At 68.9% G+C, this 19,657-nt stretch carries 17 protein-coding genes and 1 pseudogene; 10 read left to right on the forward strand and 8 right to left on the reverse strand.

From position 1 onward, the window contains the following. Nucleotides 1-173: 173 nt before the first annotated feature. The 3 genes from ACFYNO_RS07360 to ACFYNO_RS07370 form a co-directional block, all read right to left on the reverse strand. Nucleotides 174-1,418 (reverse strand): Ig-like domain-containing protein, encoded by a 1,245-nt coding sequence (locus ACFYNO_RS07360; RefSeq protein WP_388006739.1) that lies wholly within the window; start codon nucleotides 1,416-1,418, stop codon nucleotides 174-176. Nucleotides 1,419-1,638: 220 nt separating this feature from the next. Next, nucleotides 1,639-2,841: an Ig-like domain-containing protein gene (locus ACFYNO_RS07365; RefSeq protein ID WP_388006742.1), complete on the reverse strand. Its 1,203-nt coding sequence runs from the start codon at nucleotides 2,839-2,841 to the stop codon at nucleotides 1,639-1,641. A 199-nt stretch (nucleotides 2,842-3,040) separates the two neighbouring features. Beyond that, complete coding sequence (locus ACFYNO_RS07370) at nucleotides 3,041-3,994, reverse strand: Ig-like domain-containing protein (RefSeq protein ID WP_388006745.1); 954 nt, start codon at nucleotides 3,992-3,994, stop codon at nucleotides 3,041-3,043. Between the two features lie 176 nt (nucleotides 3,995-4,170). On the opposite strand from ACFYNO_RS07370, the gene glgX reads away from it, so the two are divergent. From glgX to ACFYNO_RS07385, 3 genes are read left to right on the forward strand one after another with little or no spacing between them, the layout of a single operon-like run. Beyond that, the gene (gene glgX, locus ACFYNO_RS07375) at nucleotides 4,171-6,414 is read left to right on the forward strand and encodes a glycogen debranching protein GlgX (protein WP_388006748.1); all 2,244 of its coding nucleotides are present in this window, start codon (nucleotides 4,171-4,173) and stop codon (nucleotides 6,412-6,414) included. A 26-nt stretch (nucleotides 6,415-6,440) separates the two neighbouring features. Further along, complete coding sequence (locus tag ACFYNO_RS07380; protein ID WP_388006751.1) at nucleotides 6,441-8,234, forward strand: ABC transporter ATP-binding protein; 1,794 nt, start codon at nucleotides 6,441-6,443, stop codon at nucleotides 8,232-8,234. Next, a complete protein-coding gene (locus ACFYNO_RS07385; RefSeq protein ID WP_388006754.1) occupies nucleotides 8,234-10,039 on the forward strand; it encodes an ABC transporter ATP-binding protein in 1,806 nt (601 codons plus the stop codon). The genes ACFYNO_RS07380 and ACFYNO_RS07385 overlap by 1 nt, the downstream gene beginning before the upstream one ends. Before the next feature lie 98 nt (nucleotides 10,040-10,137). Here ACFYNO_RS07385 and ACFYNO_RS07390 read toward each other — a convergent pair whose 3' ends face one another. Genes ACFYNO_RS07390 through ACFYNO_RS07400 form a run of 3 tightly spaced genes read right to left on the reverse strand, consistent with a single transcriptional unit; the run spans nucleotide 10,138 to nucleotide 13,491 of the window. Next, nucleotides 10,138-10,761, reverse strand: a complete 624-nt coding sequence (locus ACFYNO_RS07390) for a hypothetical protein (RefSeq protein WP_388006757.1) — start codon at nucleotides 10,759-10,761, stop codon at nucleotides 10,138-10,140. Between the two features lie 34 nt (nucleotides 10,762-10,795). Next, nucleotides 10,796-13,054: a hypothetical protein gene (locus ACFYNO_RS07395; protein WP_388006760.1), complete on the reverse strand. Its 2,259-nt coding sequence runs from the start codon at nucleotides 13,052-13,054 to the stop codon at nucleotides 10,796-10,798. After that, nucleotides 13,054-13,491, reverse strand: coding sequence for a WXG100 family type VII secretion target (locus ACFYNO_RS07400; protein WP_388006763.1), 438 nt, complete (start codon nucleotides 13,489-13,491; stop codon nucleotides 13,054-13,056). The genes ACFYNO_RS07395 and ACFYNO_RS07400 overlap by 1 nt, the downstream gene beginning before the upstream one ends. Nucleotides 13,492-14,017: 526 nt before the next feature. Here ACFYNO_RS07400 and ACFYNO_RS07405 point away from each other — a divergent pair. Both ACFYNO_RS07405 and ACFYNO_RS07410 read left to right on the forward strand, forming a co-directional pair. Continuing rightward, entirely contained in the window at nucleotides 14,018-14,272 is a 255-nt protein-coding gene (locus ACFYNO_RS07405; RefSeq protein WP_388006766.1) for a hypothetical protein, read from the forward strand. Nucleotides 14,273-14,971: 699 nt separating this feature from the next. Beyond that, nucleotides 14,972-15,244 (forward strand): annotated as a pseudogene (locus ACFYNO_RS07410) (ABC transporter ATP-binding protein); the annotation flags it as partial. Between the two features lie 4 nt (nucleotides 15,245-15,248). Here the strand turns inward: ACFYNO_RS07410 and ACFYNO_RS07415 are convergent. Beyond that, nucleotides 15,249-15,440, reverse strand: coding sequence for a hypothetical protein (locus ACFYNO_RS07415; protein WP_388006769.1), 192 nt, complete (start codon nucleotides 15,438-15,440; stop codon nucleotides 15,249-15,251). 11 nt (nucleotides 15,441-15,451) lie between these two features. Then, a complete protein-coding gene (locus ACFYNO_RS07420) occupies nucleotides 15,452-16,303 on the reverse strand; it encodes a helix-turn-helix domain-containing protein (protein WP_388006772.1) in 852 nt (283 codons plus the stop codon). A gap of 177 nt (nucleotides 16,304-16,480) precedes the next feature. On the opposite strand from ACFYNO_RS07420, the gene ACFYNO_RS07425 reads away from it, so the two are divergent. The 5 genes from ACFYNO_RS07425 to ACFYNO_RS07445 all read left to right on the forward strand — a co-directional run bounded on the left by ACFYNO_RS07425 (nucleotide 16,481) and on the right by ACFYNO_RS07445 (nucleotide 19,383). Continuing rightward, the gene (locus ACFYNO_RS07425) at nucleotides 16,481-16,909 is read left to right on the forward strand and encodes an ATP-binding protein (RefSeq protein ID WP_388006775.1); all 429 of its coding nucleotides are present in this window, start codon (nucleotides 16,481-16,483) and stop codon (nucleotides 16,907-16,909) included. A gap of 179 nt (nucleotides 16,910-17,088) precedes the next feature. Further along, complete coding sequence (locus ACFYNO_RS07430; protein WP_388006778.1) at nucleotides 17,089-17,547, forward strand: hypothetical protein; 459 nt, start codon at nucleotides 17,089-17,091, stop codon at nucleotides 17,545-17,547. Between the two features lie 29 nt (nucleotides 17,548-17,576). Then, nucleotides 17,577-18,323 (forward strand): hypothetical protein, encoded by a 747-nt coding sequence (locus ACFYNO_RS07435; RefSeq protein WP_388006781.1) that lies wholly within the window; start codon nucleotides 17,577-17,579, stop codon nucleotides 18,321-18,323. Then, nucleotides 18,320-18,649 (forward strand): type VII secretion target, encoded by a 330-nt coding sequence (locus ACFYNO_RS07440; RefSeq protein WP_388006784.1) that lies wholly within the window; start codon nucleotides 18,320-18,322, stop codon nucleotides 18,647-18,649. The genes ACFYNO_RS07435 and ACFYNO_RS07440 overlap by 4 nt, the downstream gene beginning before the upstream one ends. After that, nucleotides 18,646-19,383, forward strand: a complete 738-nt coding sequence (locus ACFYNO_RS07445; protein WP_388006787.1) for a hypothetical protein — start codon at nucleotides 18,646-18,648, stop codon at nucleotides 19,381-19,383. Before ACFYNO_RS07440 ends, ACFYNO_RS07445 begins: the two co-directional genes overlap by 4 nt. Nucleotides 19,384-19,657: the final 274 nt, after the last annotated feature.

Raw genomic sequence — 19,657 nt, forward strand, 5'->3', positions numbered from 1 at the left:
GCCAGGTCCTGATGGGGCGTCAGCCGCCAGGCCTAGCCCGAGAGGTGATGACTGATCGACTTCGCCCCATCCCGCCATGCGCACCATCATCGCGGTTCGCACCCGCCCGCGTACTGACAATGACGAAACGATCAGTATTCAACTGGCATATGACCCGAGCAGCCGGTGTCGCCCTACCAGGTGCCCCAGTCCATGTTCCAGCCGCTCAGGCCGTTGTCGGCCGCCACGGCGCCGCCCTTGGAGTTGACGACCTTCACGACATCTCCCACCAGTGAGGAGGCGTAGAACTTCGCCGCGGGGGTGTCCGGACCGCCCTGGTCGCCCGGGGCGTCCTCCAGGCCGATGCAGCCGTGGCTGACGTTCTCCGAGCCGAAGGTGTCGTGCGAGGACCAGTTGTTGCCGTGCACGTAGGTGCCGGAGTCGGTCAGCCGCAGCGAGTGCGGCACCTGGAGGTCGTACTCGCCGGGCTTGAGGCCGGGCACCGAGGCCGAGGTCATGTGGGCGGTGCCCTCCCGCGCCTCGATCACCATGGTGCCGTTGTAGGTCGGGTGCTCGTCCGAGCCCGAGCTGATCGGGATGGTCTGGGTGGGCTGGCCGTCGGTGGTCACCGTCATGGTGTGCTTGCCGGCGTCCACCACCGAGACCTGCGAGCGGCCGATGGTGAAGGACTCGTCGCGGTCCGAGTTGCCGTACACGCCCGGCGAGACCTCGACGTTCTTCAGCCGGAAGTGCACCTTGACCGTGGTGCCCGGCTTCCAGAAGTTCTGCGGGCGCAGGTCCAGCCGGTTGTCGCCCATCCAGTGGCCCTTGACCGGGGAGCCGTCCGAGGCCTCGAAGGTGATCCCGGCCTCGGCCGCCTTCTTGTTCTTGATCGGCATCCCGAAGTCCACCGAGACGATCATGCCGACGCCGTAGGTGGTGCCGGTGACGATGTTGTCCTGGCTGCGCGAGGTCCTGCTCGGGGTCAGCGTGGTGAAGGCGCTGCTGGCCGTGGTGGAGACCCCGTTGGCGTCGGTGGCCTGGGCCTTCACCTGGTAGGAGTCGGCGACCGAGAGCCCGGCGGCCGGCACCCAGCTGGCGCCGTCGGCCGAGATGCTGCCCTGCACCGCGGCGCCGCTCTTGTCGGTGACCGAGACCTGGGTCAGCTTGCCGCCGTTGACGCCGACCTTGAGCGCGTCCAGCGCGGCCCCCTGGGTGCCGTCCTTGGGCTCGATGTCCACCACGGCGGTCGAGGCGCTCGGCGAGGCCGCCGCGCTGCTCGCCGGGCCGCCGCCCGCCGCCGGGCTGCTCTGGCCTGCCCCGGCCGCCTTGCCGGGCGTGTCCGTGCCGCCCTTGCTCCCCCCGCTGCTGCAGGCCGTGGAGGCCGCGAGCAGCGCCCCGCCCACCGCCAGCGCCGCGCCCACGCGTATCGCACGCATCGATCGTTCTCCTTGTTCGGTCCCCAACTGCCCACACGCGGCGGACCCCGCCCCGGTTCCGCCCGGGCGCGCGTATCGCCCGATTGTTACACCGGTCCCTGAGGAACCGTTCGTCTGCTCACCGGTCCCGCCGCACCCGCCCCGGAAGACACCGGGGCCCGTACCAGTGAACGTCCTGGTACGGGCCCCGGGTTGCACGCGTCGGCGAACTGCCAGCGGATTACCAGCTACCCCACGGAACGGTCCAGCCACTGAGACCGTTGCCGCCGCCGACCGTCTTGCCCTTGGCGTTCTTGATGATCACCACGTCGCCGACCATCGAGGAGTTGAAGAACTTGCCGGCCACCGAGTTGTCGTCGCCGCCCTTGGCGTCCTGCAGACCGATGCAGCCGTGGCTGGCGTTGGAGACGCCGAAGGCGTTGCCCCAGTAGTTGCCGTGCACGTAGGTGCCGGTGTCGGTGAGCCGCATCGCGTGCGGCACGTCCGGCACGTCGTACTCGCCGCCGACCACGTTGGCCACGGTGGCGGAGTTCATCCGGGTGGTCCGGTCCTTCTCCTCGATCACCATGGTGCCGTTGTAGGACGGGTTGTCGTCGTTGCCGGCGGTGATCGGGATGGTCTGCACGACCTTGCCGTCCCGGGTGACGGTCATCTTGTCGGTGGAGGCGTCGGCGGTGGAGATCTGCGAGCGGCCGACCGTGAAGGACTCGTCCCGGTCGGTGCCGTAGACGCCCGGCGCGACCTCGGTGCTCTTCAGCTTGAAGTGGATCTTGACCGTGGTGCCGGGCTTCCAGTAGTCCTGCGGGCGGAAGTCCACCCGGCGGGCGCTGAACCAGTGGCCCTTGACCTGGGAGCCGTCCGAGGCCTCGAAGGTGATGCCCTTGAGGACGTCGTCCTTCTTGGTGATGTCCTTGGTGAAGTTCACCGAGACGATCATGCCGACGCCGTAGGTGGTGCCGGTGGTGATGTTGTCGTTGATCGCGACGGTCTTGCCCGGGGTCAGCGTGGTGAAGCTGCTGTCCAGCGCGGACTGCAGGCCGGCGGCGTCCACCGCCTGGGCGTTCACCTTGTAGACCGTGCCGACGGCGAGCGGACCGGACGGCACCCAGCTGGCGCCGTCGGCGGCTATCGCGCCCTGCACCGGGTTGCCGTCCTTGTCGTTCACCGTGACCTGGGTCAGCTTGCCGCTGGCCACCGAGACCTTGAGCCCGCCGCTCGGCGCGACGTCGGTGGCGCCGTCCTTGGGGTCGACGGTCACCACCGCGGCGGAGAGCTTGGGCGACGCGGGCGCCGCCGGCGAGGCCGACGAGCCGGCCGACGAGCCCCCCGACCCGCCGGAGGAGCCGCCGCTGGAACCGCCCGCGTTGGTCTCGTCCGGCCCGCAGGCGGCTGCCGTCAGCAGCACCCCGCCCGCCAGCAGCACGACCGCGGCCCTCCGGAGTCCGGTCCTGACCGTGCTGCTTCCTCTCGCGGCGGCTGCCGCCTGAACCGGCTCCACTGGGGTGGTCCCTCCCGTTTTGAATTCCCTGGTCGCGCCTCGCACCGGGCACGCGCGAGCGCAAGAATAACTGGGCCGGATGAGTGAATCTTCGGCGGGAGGGCCGTGTCCGGAAGGTGAAAGGTCACCGTCCGGCCAGCGCGCTCCCCGCCACCCACTGGTCCCAGGCCAGGTTCCACCCGTTCAGCCCGTTCTGCGGTGGTACCTGATCCCCCTTCAGGTGCGAGACCACCTCGATCACGTCGCCGACCAGCGTCCGGTCGAAGAGCCAGCCGGCCGGCGAGTCCGCCGAACCGCCCTTCCCGTCGGCCAGGCCGATGCAGCCGTGACTGGTGTTCGCAGTGCCGAAGACGCCGCGCGGGGCCCAGTAGTTCCCGTGCACGAAGGTGCCGGAGGCGGTCAGCCGCATCGCGTGCGGCACGTCCTTGATGTCGTACTCGTCGCCCAGCCCGACGGTGGCCGAGTTCATCCGGGTCACCCGGTCCTTCTCGGAGACCACCAGCACCCCGGTGTAGGTCGGGTGCTCCGGGCTGCCGGCCGTGATCGGCAGGGTGCGCAGCACCGCGCCGCCCTGGCGGACCGTCAGGGTGTGCGCGTCCAGGTCGGCGGTGGAGACCTGGGCGCGGCCGACGGTGAAGCCGAACCGGCGCGGCCGGGCCCCCGCGAAGGCCAGCGCCACCGTCACCCGGGTGCCGGCCGCCCAGTACCGCTGCGGGCGCAGGTCCAGCCGCTGCCCGTCGAACCAGTGGCCGACCACCGGTACCGGCGGGTCGGCGGTCACCGCGACCGCCCGCTCCGCCGCCGCCCGGTCGGTGACGGTCCGGCCGAACCGGAGCGACACCGGCATGCCGACCCCGACCGTGCTGCCGGCCTCCGGCAGCACGGCGGCGGTGACCGGGTGCTCGGGGGTCGCGCCGGCCGAGGGGGCGGGACCGCTCTGCGCGGCGCTCGGCGCGGCCGCCGCCGCGCCGTCCGCACTGGGCCGTCCGGGTGAGCCGCCGGCGCAGGCCGCGAGCACCGGGAGCAGCACGGCCAGCGCCGCCGCCGAAGCGCGCCACCGCCGTCCCTCGGGCCGCATCCCGGCCTCCCGCGTACTCACGGGCCCGCCGCGCGCGGTCCCAGATCCAGTCCACCGTTCAACGATCGGATTCCCCAAGGGACACGAGGGAACGATTCCACTCGGCGGACACATGCCCGTAACGGGCGCCGTGCCAGACGGCGCCCGCGGCGGGCCCGGCTGGGAAGGCACAGCAGATGACGGCTTCGGGGCAGGGCACGGCGACGACGGCCACGGCGACGGCCACGACGGCGGACCACACCGGCTCCGCGCACCCCGTGCGCCCGTCCACCCCCTGGCCGGGCAGCTGGCAGCCGCTGGGCGCCCGCTACCGGCACGGCGCGGACGGCGGGCACGGCACCAACTTCGCGCTCTGGGCGCCCGGCGCGGAGGCCGTGGAGCTCTGCCTCTTCGACGAGGACGGCGCCGAGTCCCGGCACCGGCTGCCGGAGCAGAACTTCCAGACCTGGCACGGCTACCTGCCCGGCGTCGGCCCCGGCACCCGCTACGGCTACCGGGTGCACGGCCGCTGGGACCCGTGGACCGGCGCCCGGTGGAACCCGGCCAAGCTGCTGCTCGACCCGTACGCCCGGGCCGTGGACGGCAGCTTCACCGGCCACCCGGCCTGCTGCGGCTCGGTCCGCGACTGGCCCGAGCCGCAGGCCGCCGACACCGTGCGGGACGACCGCGACTCCGCCCCTTACACCGCGCGCGCGGTGGTGGTGCACGACGATGACGACTGGTCGGACGACCGCCGCCCGAAGACCCCGTGGGCCGAGACCGTGCTCTACGAGCTGCACGTGCGCGGCTTCACCGCCCGCCACCCCGGGGTGCCGCCGGAGCTGCGCGGCACCTACGCCGGGCTGGCCCACCCCGCCGCGATCGAGCACCTGGTCGGACTCGGCGTCACCGCGGTGGAGCTGCTGCCGGTGCACCAGTTCGCCAGCGAGGACTTCCTGCGCGGGCGCGGACTGTCCAACTACTGGGGCTACAACTCGATCGGCTGGTTCGCCCCGCACGGCGCCTACTCGGCCTCCGGCACCCGGGGGCAGCAGGTCGGCGAGTTCAAGCGGATGGTCCGGGCGCTGCACGCGGCCGGCATCGAGGTGATCCTCGACGTGGTCTACAACCACACCGCCGAGGGCGGCGAGCTGGGCCCCACCCTCTCGCTGCGCGGCATCGACAACGCCGGGTACTACCGGCTCGGCCGGGGCAGCCGCGGCTACACCGACTACACCGGCTGCGGCAACACCCTGGACACCCGGCAGCCGCAGACCGTGCGGCTGGTCACCGACTCGCTGCGGTACTGGGCCGCCGAGATGGGCGTGGACGGCTTCCGGTTCGACCTGGCCGCCGCGCTGGCCCGGGGCAGCGACGCGGTGGACATGCACCACCCGCTGCTCGCCGCGATCTCCCAGGACCCGCTGCTCAGCCGGGTGAAGCTGATCGCCGAGCCCTGGGACGTCGGCGCGGGCGGCTACCAGGTCGGCAACTTCCCGCCGCTGTGGGCCGAGTGGAACGACAAGTACCGCGACACCGTGCGCGACTTCTGGCGCGGGCAGGCCGCCGGGGTGGGCGAGCTGGGATACCGGCTCTCCGGCTCCTCCGACCTCTACCAGCTCGGCGGCCGCCGCCCCTACGCCTCCGTCAACTTCGTCACCGCGCACGACGGCTTCACCCTGCGCGACCTGGTCTCCTACAACCGGAAGCACAACGAGGCCAACGGTGAGCAGAACCGGGACGGCACCGACGACAACCGCTCCTGGAACTGCGGCGCCGAGGGCGAGACCGCGGATCCGGCGGTGCTGCGGCTGCGCGACCGCCAGCTGCGCAACCTGCTGGCCACCCTGCTGCTCTCCACCGGCGTGCCGATGCTCACCGCCGGCGACGAGTTCGGCCGTACCCAGGGCGGCAACAACAACGCCTACTGCCAGGACAACGAGATCGGCTGGGTGGACTGGTCGCTGCTGGAGCAGCCGCGCTGGGCCGCCCTGCGGGACTTCACGGCGGCGCTGGTCCGGCTGCGCCGGCAGCACCCGGTGCTGCGGCAGCGGGCCTTCTTCTCCGGGCGGGCCCCGCTGCCGGGCCAGCTGCCCGACCTCACCTGGTACACCGCCGACGGCACCGAGATGACCGAGGGCGACTGGCCGGCCCACCGCACCGTGCTCGGCATGCTGCTCAACGGCGGCGCGATGGCCGAGCGGGACCGGCACGGCTGCCCGCTGACCGACGACAGCTTCCTGCTGCTGCTCAACGCGGGCGCCGAGCCGGTGGAGTTCGTGCTGCCGGCCGGCGGGCCGTTCGAGCTGCTGCTGGACACCGGGGGCGCATCCGGCGGACCGCTCGGCCCGCGCACGCTGCGCCTGCTCCGGATGCCCCGGCCGGGCGCCCCCTCCGCCTCCTCCGTGCTCCTCCGGGGCGGAAAACCTGATGAGATGTAGCGGGTCCCCGGCCTACCCTCCGAAGGATGGCCGAGAACGCTGAACCCACGTCGCAGCCGCCCGCCGACCGACCCACCAGGTCCACGGTGCGCTCGCTGCTCAGGCTCTGGACCTATGCCCGCCCGATCCGCTGGCACCTGGCCGGAGCCGTGCTCTCCGCGCTGCTCGCGTCCGGTGCGGTCCTGGTCACCCCGCTGGTGCTCGGCCGGATCGTGGACGGGCCGATCGCCCACCGCGACCAGGGCGGGCTCTGGCCGCTGGTCGGCCTGCTGCTGGCGCTCGGCCTGGCCGAGGCGGGGCTGTTCTGCCTGCGCCGGGTGCTGGTCGCCCGTCCGCTCTCCAAGGTGGAGGCCGCGATGCGCCGCGACCTCTACGCCAAGCTGCAGCGGCTGCCGGTCGCCTTCCACGACCGCTGGGCCTCCGGGCAGCTGCTCTCCCGGGCCACCTCGGACATGTACACCCTGCGGCTCTTCCTGGCGTTCGCGTTCATCTTCCTGATCGTCAACTCGGTGACCTTCCTGACCGGCGCCGGCCTGATGATGGCGCTGGACTGGCGGCTCGGCCTGATCACGCTGGCCCCGACGGTGCCGCTGGTGCTCTTCTGCGCCTGGTTCGAGACCCGCTACTCGCACGCCTCCCGCACCGCCCAGGACCAGAACGGCGACCTGGCCACCGTGCTGGAGGAGTCGGTGCTCGGCATCCGGATCCTCAAGTCCTTCGGCCGCCAGCGCACCATGGCCCGCCACTTCCGCGAGCGGGCCGAGCTGCTGCGCACCACCGAGCTGCGCAAGACCCGGATGCTGGCCGACCTCTGGGCGGTCATCGTCGGCCTGCCCGAGCTGGCGCTGGGCAGCTCGCTGGCGGTCGGCGTGGTGCTGGTGGCGCACGACGAGATGAGCACCGGCACCCTGGTCGCCTTCCTCTCCACCGCGCTGGCGCTGCGCTGGCCGGTGGAGTCGATGGGCTGGCTGCTCGCCTACAGCAACGAGGCCGGCACCGCCACCGACCGGCTCTTCGAGGTGCTGGACACCCCCGAGCCGCCGCTGACCCACGGCACCACCGGCGCGGCCGACGGCAGCGGCATCCGGTTCAGCGGCGTGCGGTTCCGCTATCCCGACGCGCCCGAGGGCACCCCCGACCTGCTGCGCGGGGTGGACCTGCACATCCGCAAGGGCGAGACCATGGCGCTAGTGGGCGCCACCGGCTGCGGCAAGACCACGCTCACCGCGCTGCTCCCCCGGCTCTACGAGGCCACCGGCGGCCGGATCACCCTGGACGGCCGGGACACCGCGGCGCTGCCGCCCGCGGAGCTGCGCACGCTGGTCGCCGTCGCCTTCGAGGACCCGACGCTGTTCTCCGCGACGGTCCGGGAGAACGTGCTGATGGGCGCGCCCTCCGCCGCTGACGCGGCGTTGGAGAAGGCGCTCGCGACGGCGCAGGCCGGGTTCGTCGCCGACCTGCCGGACGGCGTGGACACCGAGGTCGGCGAGCAGGGCCTCAGCCTCTCCGGCGGCCAGCGCCAGCGGCTCGCGCTGGCCCGCGCGGTGGTCGGCGACCCGCCGTTCCTGGTGCTCGACGACCCGCTCTCCGCGCTGGACGTGCGCACCGAGGCGCTGGTCGAGGCCGCGCTGCGCGAGGTGCTGGCCGACACCACCGCGCTGGTGGTGGCGCACCGGCCGAGCACCGTGCTGCTGGCCGACCGGGTGGCCGTGCTCTCCGACGGGCGGATCACCGAGGTGGGCACGCACGCCGAACTGCTGGAACGTTCCGCCGAGTACCGCGCGCTGATGAGCGGCGCCCTGGAAGGGAGTGTGGCCTGATGGCGCTGCTCGAAGCCCCCGCCGCCGCGGCCGAGGAGGAGGAGATCCCGGTCCCGCCCGGCGCGCCCTCCCGGCTGCTGCGCTCGCTGATCCGCCCGCACCGGCGGCGGGTGATCCTCGCCTCGGTGCTGATCCTCCTCCAGCAGGCCGCGCTGCAGTCCGGCCCGCTGCTGGTCGCCTACGCCATCGACCAGGGCATCCCGGCCCTGCGCCGGCACGACTCCGGCCCGCTGATCGCGGTCACCGCCGGCTACCTGGGCTCGGCGCTGCTCTCCACCGTGCTGCAACGCGCCTTCATCCGGCTCTCCGGGCTGCTCAACCAGGACATCCTGCTGGAGCTGCGGGCCCGGATCTTCCGCCATGTGCAGCGGCTCGGCATCGACTTCCACGAGCGCTACACCTCCGGGCGGATCATCTCCCGGGCCACCAGCGACGTGGACGCGCTGCGCGAGCTCCTCAACGAGGGCCTGCAGGAGCTGCTGTCGGTCGCCATCTCGGTCTGCTACATCTCGCTGCTGCTGCTGGTGATGGACTGGCGGCTCGGCCTGCTGGCGCTCACCTCGGTGCTGCCGATGGCACTGCTGGTGCAGATGTTCCGGCGGCGCAGCTCCCGGGTCTACCGCACCGGGCGCACGGCGGTGGCCGGCGTGATCGTGCGGTTCACCGAGACCATGAACGGCATCCGCCCGGTGCAGGCCTTCCGCCGGGAGCCGGCCAACCTGGCCGCCTTCGAGGAGTCCAACCGCGAGTTCACCCGCTCCAACGCGGGCGGACTGCTGGAGATGGCCCGCTACGTCGGCCTCTCCCGGGCCACCGCCAACGTCTGGATCACCCTGGTCGTGATGGCGGGCGCCTACCTGGTCACCCGGGGCAGCGTCGAGGTCGGCGTGCTCACCGGCTTCGTGCTCTACCTGCGCCGGCTGTACGACCCGATCGACCAGCTGGCGATGTTCCTGAACAGCTACCAGGCGGCGGCCGCCGCGCTGGAGAAGATCGCGGGCTTGCTGGCGCACGAAGCGTCGGTCGCGGAGCCCTCCTCACCCGTCTCCCTTCCCGCCACCTCCGCCAAGGGCCGCACGGTCGCCTTCGACTCCGTCTCCTTCTCCTACCGCAACGGCACCGAAGTCCTTCCCCCCTTCTCGCTGTTGTTGGCTGCGGGCTCCACCACCGCCGTCGTCGGCGCCACCGGCGCGGGCAAGTCGACGCTGGCGAAGCTCCTGGCACGCTTCTACGACCCCTCGGCCGGACGGATCACCCTGGACGGCGTCGACCTGCGCGAGCTGGAGACGGCGGAACTGCGGCGGGGTGTGGTCATGGTCACTCAGGAGTCGTTCTTGTTCTCCGGCACCGTCGCCGAGAACATCGCCATCGGCCGCCCCGACGCGACGCGCGACGAGATCGAGGCCGCGGCGAAGGCCATCGGCGCCCACGACTTCATCGCGGCTCTGCCGGACGGCTACGACACCGACGTCCGCAAGCGCGGCGGCAGGATCTCCGCGGGCCAGCGCCAGCTGGTCGCCTTCGCGCGGGCCTTGCTGGCCGACCCGGCGGTGCTGATCCTCGACGAGGCGACCAGCTCCCTGGACATCCCGGGCGAGCAGGCTGTGCAGCACGCGATGCGCACGGTGCTCTCCGGCCGCACTGCGGTGATCATCGCGCACCGGTTGTCGACGGTGGAGATCGCCGACCGGGTGCTGGTGATGGAGCGCGGGCGCATCGTCGAGGACGGCACCCCGGAGGAACTGATCGCGGGCACGGGGCGGTTCGCGCAGCTGCACTCGGCTTGGCGGGAGAGCCTGGTTTGAGGGGCCGGAGAAGATGGCCGGCCTTGCCCGCCCTGATCTCCATGATCAGGGCGGGCAAGGCGGCGAGGGCGTGCTGATCCGGGACGCATGCTCCTCGATCAGGAGATGACTGGCGCTCTATCGGCCAGTTGGACCGAATTGCTGCAAGGGATCCGCTGAGCCAGGGTCTTCGCCAACTTCAACGAGACATCGGCCAGGGCCTGCCGCACCTCAGGAAGCGCAGCCGAAGCAACCCCCTCGGACGCCATGACCCTGAGTTGGACGTAGGGTTGAATCGGCGGAGCATCGGCAGCCGTCGCGTACTGGCACCGCAGAAAGAGCTCAACCACCGGAACCTTACTGTCACCGGTCCACCCAATGGCGTCGGCACCGAAGTCCCACCGATGCGGCTTCCCTCCGCCGAACTCGGGGATATCCGACTTCTCCGGATCAGCCGACTGCTGCTGGATCATGACGTCCAGGATCTCCCGGCCCTTGCCGTTCCACAGCAAGTTGCACTGGGTCTGCGGAATTCCGAACCGATAAGGACCGCCGTGGAACTCGGCATCGACCTCCTCGGTCGCCGTACCACTGCTGCCGGCCAGCGGTTGATAGTCGGCCTTCTCCAGCATCCCCCAACACGCGCTCGGCGGTAGCGTCACCGTGTCGCGCCACGGACGCCAGACCCCAACGCCCACACCGGCAGCAATCAGCACCCCGACCAGGCTCCACAGCACGTACATCCGACGCGCCTGTGGCTTCGCGTCCGACCTCACGTCAGAGATCCTTCCCACCATGGAAGATCGCATACCCGGCGGCGAACCCGTCGCTTCCCGTCAACGTGGCGTGGTTGGCGAGATCGGTCAGGTAGCTGCGGCTGAGTCCCATCCCGGCACCCGCGGTCAGCACCGCACCCGACGCCGAGCTCTTTGCCCCCGAATTCATCAGCGCGGTTGCGCGATCCGTAGACTGGCCACTGGTGTCGACCTTGTATGCATCAGCAGTGTTCTGAATGATCTGATCAACCTTGTTGTTCAGGTAGCCACCACCGGGCACATCACCGACCTTCTTGCCACCAGTTACTTCCCAGATCTTCTGAGCCCACTGCGCTCGCTGATCGATCTTCGCGTTGTAAGCCGCGTCGCTGGTCTGCTGGTTCAGTAGCGTCTCGCTCGCCCGTCCACTCGACACCAGCCCCTGGACCATTCCCCCGGGATGTACCGCATCGTCCAAGGCAGTGGTCAGATCCGGATGTTGGTCAGGGTGAGCCATGACGTCCTGCACCTGCGCCGTCGTGTAAGCCTGCTGAGCTTGCGCGATCGTCGCGTAGGCACCCGGATCACGTCCGAGCGTGCCCACCAGCTTTTCCGTGGCCGTCTGGTCCAAGGGCGCCAAGTGCTCGCCGAGCCCTGGCATCTGGGTGTTGCTCACAGCACTCTGAACATCACCCATGTAGGCAGCAGTCATATTGCCGAGGCTGTCATTCATGTTGCCGAACAACGCACCGTCGCCGGCTATCAGCTTCGGTCCGTCGCCGCCGCCGAACTTGTTGACGACATCAGCCATGACAGCGTTCATCTCGTCGGTGTGCTGTGGCAGCGGCGCATCCGTCGAGTCCCACGCCAGACCGACCGTAGCAGCCTGCAGCGCATGCCCCAGGGCCAGCGTCTCGCCTGAGCTCGGCAGACCGTTCTCCGGGAACTGGTCGCCCGTCGTGTTGCGGTCCATCAGGACAGAGTAGGAACCATTGCCAAGACTTCCCGGGCCCTCGTTGGTCAGCAGATCCACGTACTTGAAGGACGGGTCGGCCGGCCCCTTGACCGTGCCGTCCGGGTTGTAGAGCGTCGCCTGGTCATGGAAGTAGTGCGTCGCCGCATCTGGGCTGTGCCCCAATGCCTCCAGCACCCCCGACATCGGGTTGAACCCGGTACCGTCCGTGGTGAGGAACCCCAACTCCGTCAGGGAGTCGGGGTGGTTGTTCAACACCGCGTCCCACATCGACGGGTTGGCCTGGGTCAGCTGGGTGACGTGCTCCGCGATCGGATCCAGGAAGTGCGCGTCGTAACTGCCCGTACGCAGGATGTTCGAGAGCACCTGGTACCCATACGGCTCACTCGCGTCCGGCGCCCCCGGAACCATCTGGAGGTGTGAGGCGCCGACCTTCCGGAGATCCGCTTCCCAGGCATCCGAAAGGTGCGGCACGTTCCTGGTGTCGGTCGCGTTCGCCAGGGAGAGCCCGAGGTTCCCCTGGATGTCCTTCAACGCGTCCGCACGCGCCTTGCTGTTCGCGTAGTCACCGCTCTGGTCCATCAACGCCCAGTCCGTCAGGAACCCCTGCGGCCCGAGCTTCTCGTAGAACGCCGTGGTGAACCGCGGGTCTCCGTTGTGCTCCTTCAACAGCTGGTCCAGCTGAGCAATTTGGGCATCCGTAGCACCCGCCCCCAAGCTGAGCAGCTGTGCCGCCTGCTGGGCCTCCTGGTCCTGGATGCCGCCCAACGGGCTGGCGTTGAAGCCAGCTGTGCTCGTCCCGGTATCGGCCGCGAGTGCGGCAGCAGCAGCCTGATCGGCCTCCGTCGCCTGTTGCAGCACCGCGGACACCCGCGCCGCGATGCCCTGCGCCTGGTGCTGGCGCTGCGAGTCGTAGGCCGGGTTCTGCGCGTCCGCCGATCCAGCCGCCGCAGCCCGCCAGCTGATCCCGCCCTGGTCGTCGATCGTCAGCTTCTGGTGCGACGCATCGTCCATTACCCCTCGCAACGCCTTCTGCGCCGCGTCGAACTGATCGTGCGCGTCACGCAACGCCCGCGCCAGGGCGCTCGCCTCCTCGAAGGCGAGATCGATCTGCCCTCGCGTCTGCGTGAGCACCACGCCCGCCGCGTTCGCCGCATCCCCGCTCCAACCCGACTGTTCCAGCGGGTTGATGAGCTGGTCGGCCATCGCGGTGGCGAGGTCCCAGTTGCGCACCAGCTTCTCGAAGTCCGAGGCCAGCGCATCCAAGCTGCTCAGGTTCACATCGCGCAGCTGCTGGTAGGTCACCATCAGGCGGGCCCGTCCCCTTCGGCGAAGCGGCGCTGGTTGTGCTGGTCGGCCTGCACGTAACCGTTCGCATTGGCCTGCAAGTTCTGCCCGATCCGCCCCAACGCATCAGCGAGCGACTGCACTTGCTGCTTCCACACATCCCAAGCCGCCGTGATCGCCGGCCCGGTGGCCCAGCCGTTCAACGCACCGGCCGCGCCCGGCACATCGCCCCCCGGCTGGTCGCACTCACTGCTCACCCGGGCCTGCAGCGTGAAGGCCTGCTGGCTCGCCTGGACGAGCGTCGGCGGGTGGACCGAAAGCGATCCACTTGCCACGAAGTTGACCGGCAGCGCGTCCTGCGCCAGATCCGGGAACTGCTTCCTTGCCTGGTCGGTCAGATTGCCGCTGTCGTCGAAGAGCCAGGGATTCATCCTGCGCTCGAAATCCAGGTCGACCATTGTCCCCCCACAGGTAACGATCGTCACGAAGGGTGCCAGCCTACCGCCACATGGTGACCAATGGTGGAGAAGTAGTGAAGAAACGAACACGGCCAAGCCATCGAAGTCGAGCCCCGGACCGACCTGCTCGCGGGCGCGGACCGGTTCAGCAGTTGCCACTGAACCAGACGGGAGCACCTGCTCTCGCCGCACCACAGGCCTCCCAGAAACCACAGAAGTCACACGGATATCCCACCGTTCCGTCTCCATGCTCAAACTTTGCTCAACCAGCATTCAAGTCAACCGCCGTCTGCTAACTACTTGTTCGGACGCCAGCGATTCCGGAGAGTCGCACGGCCATCTCCGGCAACCTTCCGCACCTCGGGGGAACCTCAGACCGCTCAAGCCGTTAAGCCGATTCGGGTTGGGCCTTCTGCTGTTCCAGATCGAAGCGGCTCTGTAGACAGGATTCCTGACCTGGCAACTGCACGACCCGGGCCCCGGCAAGACACGCAACCCGCTGGTCGCAACGGTTCTGGTGGCGGCCATGGTGGCGGCTGCCGCGCTCACACTGCTCGCCCGGCGTTTCGCCACCGTCGCGCCGCGTCGCCGACGGCTCTGCAGGCTGTCGGCCCTCCTGGCCGCCACCTTGGCGGTGATGGGCATCGTGATCTACCGGTCCCCTGCCAACGGCGGCCCCCTCGTCGGAGTCGAGGTCTGTGGCGCAGCACTGATCACCGCCATCCTGGCCGACGTCCTCCGCGCCCGTCCCAGCCGCACCAAGGCTCGCCCGATCGGCTGACACGCCATAGACCCAAGGGGGGTAGCAGCAGTGGATGACCTCGTTCAACGCCTCGATCAGATGAACTCCCAGCTCCAGAGCCTGCGACAGCTGACCATGGAGGCACGGGCTGCCATGACGCAGCGCTCCGAGGGCCGGGACGGTTCGGAGTCGGTCCTCGTACTTCAGGGCCCGGACCACCTTCCCGAATCGATCACCATTTCGCCCGGCTGGCAACAGCGTCTGGAACCTGGAGAGTTGGGCCATGCCGTCATGGAGGCGGCACGAGCGGCGTCTATCCGGCAGGTCGAAGACTGGTACGACGAGCACGACGGAGCCGCCTGGCTGGAGGCGTTCCGAAGCCCGAGCATCGACTCCGCCCAGGGAGCCGACATGACAGACCTGCAACGGCGAGCCGAAAGCTTCGCCGCCCTTCCCCCGAGACCCGTCCATGAGGTGACCGCAGACCTGCTGGCGGCGATACCGCGAGTCCCGCCGACAGTGCCGACCTCGGGCCTCGGCGAAGCCGCTGACGGCCGGGTATCCCTCCGAATCTCGTCAACCGGCCTCGTTTCCTGCGAGATCGACGGCCAGTGGACCGTCGGGCAGAACGCCGACGGACTCACCCGGGCCCTACGGTTCGCGCTCTCCGGCGCCCGCGAGGACCTGCGGCGCTCGACGGTTGACGCCGACCCAAACCGATCCGGCGGGATCGACACCCTGTTGGCCGATCCGGCGGTGCTGATCCTCGACGAGGCGACCAGCTCCCTGGACATCCCGGGCGAGCAGGCTGTGCAGCACGCAATGCAGACGGTCCTGGCGGGCCGGACTGCGGTGATCATCGCGCACCGGTTGTCGACGGTGGAGATCGCCGACCGGGTGCTGGTGATGGAGCGCGGGCGCATCGTCGAGGACGGCACGCCCGCCGAACTCATCGCGGGGACCGGGCGGTTCGCGCAGCTGCACTCGGCCTGGCGCGAGAGCCTGGTCTGACGGATTACAAGAGGTGATCAGCCTTGCCCGCCTTGATCTCCAGGATCAAGGCGCGCAAGGCGTCGTGGGAGTCGGTGATGGCTTGCTGCTCCTGGCCGTTGACGGCTATGTAGGCGTTGCCGTCGGAGTCGGTGCCTAGGCGGAAGCAGTTGCCCGAGTCTTGGCAGAACGGGGGCTCCCAGGCGATCTCGGACATTCGGTCGTCTCCTAGAGCTGACGTGCGATGGTGTGGATCAAGCTACGCGTGTCGTCGGGCGAGAGTGCATCCCGCTGCATCTGGTCCAACTGCAACGAGAACTTCTTCAGCTGCGCTTCAACGTGCAGGAACTCGGCGACCATGGTGCGGTCGAGCTGAACCACATCAAGACTCGGTACGTCGCCAACGGCGTAGAGGATGGTCTGCCCCGAACCGGGGAACGCTCCAGCGGCGAACGGAAGCGCTTGGACGGTGATGCCATCCCGCTCCGACAGTTCGAGGACCGACTCCAACTGCTCGCGCAGAACCTTCCGACCGCCCACCTCGATCCGAAGCGCCGCTTCATGGATGACGGCGGTGTAGGGAACCGGCTCAGCACGTTCGAGTATCCGGCAGCGCCTGATCCGATGAGCAACCCTGCGCTCGAACTCCTCACCCGGCAGCGCCGGGATCGCCGCCGCGAACAGCGCACGCGCATAGGCTTCCGTCTGGAACGGACCCGGGATGTGCATCATGGTGCTCATCCGGAGCGAGTTCGCGAACCACTCCAGCTCAGCGATGTCCAGGAACGTCGGCGGGAGCACGCCTCGGTACTCCTCCCACCAGCCCTTGCTCCGATCACCGGCCATCCTGGCGAGCGCCTCGATCAAGTCCGCATCGGGGCACTCGTAGTTGCAAGCCATACGACGAACGCGCTCCGCGCTGACTCCGTGACGCCCGGCCTCGGTGTTCGTGATCACGGTCCGGTTCGTCTCCAGCAGCGCCGCAGCCTGCTCCGTCGACAATCCCGCCGCCTCGCGCATCTTCTTCAGCTCAACACCAAGGCGTTGCTGACGGGCAGTCGGATTACTTCTCGACGGCATCTCTCACCTCTCCGTGCATGCCGCTCAGTCTGCCCGCCACGGGATCTCCGGTCCATTTCACGAAGCCGGTGGAACATGTGCCCTCTCATGCTCTACCTTGAGTAGTGCGTGAGTCACACACGGCAATACGTGCCACCTCCGCATGCCCAATCCCCGTGCCCTGACCAGGAGTCAGCCATGCCCGGAATCCCCAGTCTCCCCGCCGTCCCCGCCCACTGGCGGTTCCCGGCGCACCTCGCCTCCGTCCCGCAGGCCCGCCGGGCCGTCGCGGATGCGCTTCCCGTCGGCTGTCCGCGCCACCTCTCCTACGAACTGAGGCTGCTGACCTCGGAGCTGGTCACAAACGCCATCCGCCACGGCGCCCTCGCGGACGAGGAGGAGATGGTCGAGCTGGTCTTCTGGTCCGGCGACGGCCACTACTGGCTCGCCGTCTCCGACCCGGGATCCGGCCGACCCGACCTCCCCTCCCCCACCTTCCCCGACCTGCTCTCCGCCGGCGGCCGTGGCCTGCTCCTGATCGACGCCCTCAGCGACACCTGGGGCGTGGCCACCCGCGCGATCCGCGGCAAGTCGGTCATCGCCGGGATTCGCGTCTCCAAGAGCTGACCATCACGGAGTCCGACACCCCACGGGGTCGCGTCACTCGACTCCCTGGCGACGGTCTCGCGAGACCATCCCGCCCCAGAGTCCACGACAGTCACACGGCCACCCACTTTGCTCAAGCTTCGCTCAATCAGCCTTCGGGGCAACCTCTTTCTGCTAACTATTGATTGATCGTCAGCTCGGTGACGACGAACCTCACAGCGACGACCGCAGGACGGTACATGGCAGCCAGCCACCAGCTCAGGCCAATCAGCGCCTCGGCTCTTGGTCTTCTCCTGTTCCTGATGGAATGCACGCTCGGGGGGGCCCTCTTCGTCTGGACGGTTCACGACCCCGGTCCCGGCAAGACGCACAACCCGCTCATCACAGCCACCCTGATCGCCGCCATGACTTCAGCAGCTGCCATCACGGTCTTCTCCATGCTCTTCGCGGCCATTCCGCCGCGCCGCCGCCTGTTGTGCTGGCTGTCCGCCCTCCTGGCCGCGTCCCTGGCGGTGATAGGCGCCGCTCTCTACCAGTCAGATGACGCCGGCGCCTCCAACGCCGGGGTGCTGGTCTGCGGCACAGCACTGTTCGCCGTCGGCCTGGCCGACACCTTGCGGGCCAGACCCCGCCGGACCAGCCAGCATCCCAGTCGCTGACAGACCAGAAACGCCACAGGGGAACAGCAATGGATGACGTACTGCAGCACCTTGATCAGATGGACTCACGGCTCCAGCATTTGAAACAGCTCGCACTGGAAGCACGAGCCGCCATGTCGAGCCGTTCCGAGGGGCGAGACCACTCGGAGACGGTCCTCGTCGTGCAGGGATCAGATCAGCTCCCCGAGTCGATCACTATTGCTCACGGCTGGCAACTGCGCCTTTCGGCGCGAGAGTTGAATGATTCCGTGCGGGAGGCCGCACGCGCCGCGGCCATCCGGCAAATTGAAGTCTGGCATGAGGCACCCGACAGCGCTGCCTGGCTGGATGCAACTCGGCAACGTGGGGCTGAATCAGCGCAGGTACTTATGGACACCGATCTCCAACGGCAAGCCGACAGCTTCAGCACTGCACCTCCAAGGCCCGTCGAGGAGTTGGTCGAGGACCTCCTCAAAGCGGTCGCGGAGCCTGGAGAGATGGAGGCGCCATCCGGGCTCGGGGAAGCCGCTGATGGCCGGGTAGCGCTTCGAATCTCTCGATATGGTCTGACCTCCTGCGAGATCGACGATCGATGGGCGACCAACCAGAATGCCAGCGAGCTGACGCGCGCACTACAGCACGCACTTGCCGAGGCCCGCAACGACCTTCGCCGGTCAATGTCCGACAGGCGCGCTGCACGAGCGGGTGGGACCGATGCGCTGCTGGCAGAGACGCTCTCCCTGTTGACCACGCCGGGCAGGCTACTCGAGGCCACGGAGAGGCGCGGTACCTCATGACGGATTCGCAACAGGGGTATCAAGTCACCGTCAACACGTTGACCACTGACGCCAACCTCTGGGACGCGCAAGCCGACCGCATGACCGCGATCGTCAGCCGAGTAACGGGCGTGCGGATGGACCGCACGCAGGGCGGGCCGTTCCAAGTCATCGTCAGCGCTTACGCCGAGGTGTGCGACGCGGTCTCCGACCGCTCCAAGGAAGGCCACGACTCGATGGTCGGAATCAGCGCGGGCCTTCGGACGACCGCGACGAACTACCAACAGCAGGACCAGCAGGCGGCCGACAACATCAACTCGATTGGGCGACAGGGAGGCATCGGATGACATCGCCGGCCAACCAGCACCAGACTGTTCTTGACCAGATATCCAGCGCGGTCCAGTCTCTCAACAATACCCTCCAGTCACTGCCAGGAAAGGCCAGGGAGGCCGCCGATCAATGGTGGATGCCGCCACAGCTCGGGTCGATCCTTGTCGGGTCCGCAGAAACGATCGCCTGGTGTGGAAGGGAGTTCTTGCAGACAGTAGTGGAGTGCCTGGAGGGCTCCGCTGCTCCTCTCATCATGATCGCCAATGCCTACGAGTGGACAGACATCCATGGAATAGCGACGACCGTGGCAGGCGAGATCCAGCCGAGCACCCTGGGCTCCACTGGCAACTGGCAAGGTCCTGCCGCCACCGCATACACGAAGTCGATCGCACCGCAGTCCAGTGCGGCAACTGCCATCGCAGGGATTGCCGAAAAGACCAGTAGCTCGCTCTACACCTGCTCGGCCGCTGGAATCGCGTTCTACACTGCGGTTCTGACCGTTGTCGCGAAGTTCCAGGTAGTACTGACTGCGCTGATCGTCACATTCTTCACCGACATTGGCGCCATTCCTGCAGCCATGGATGCGGTTACCGAAACAGCGGAGGACTCGGCAACCCTCAAGGTCCTCGTCCTTGCTCTGGTGGCCTTTCTCGGCGCTCAGGCAACTGAGATGGGAACGCTCCACGACAAAGCCGGGGACAACAGCAACTTTCCCGGCGGTCACTGGCCGGTTGCTGTCAAGGCGAGCTGACAGCGTAGGGGCGCCTGGCACCTCGCAACGCCCACCCTCTGGGGAGACACCACCTGTCCCAACAGCAACAGTGCCTACACCCCGCTCCGTCACCCCGGCCAGCACTACGACCCCGCGCCCGCCCGCTACGCGAGAAGAAGCATGAAGGTACTGCCGACCCCATACGAGGACTGATGATCATGACGTGAGGAACGGCGAGTATCGGTTGGAGCCGCCGCGGGGTTGGACTTCGACGCGGTAGCGGGCCGGGTAGAGCAAGCGCTACGAGCAGACG

The sequence above is a fragment of the Kitasatospora sp. NPDC006697 genome, from assembly GCF_042869935.1.
GTDB lineage: Bacteria > Actinomycetota > Actinomycetes > Streptomycetales > Streptomycetaceae > Kitasatospora.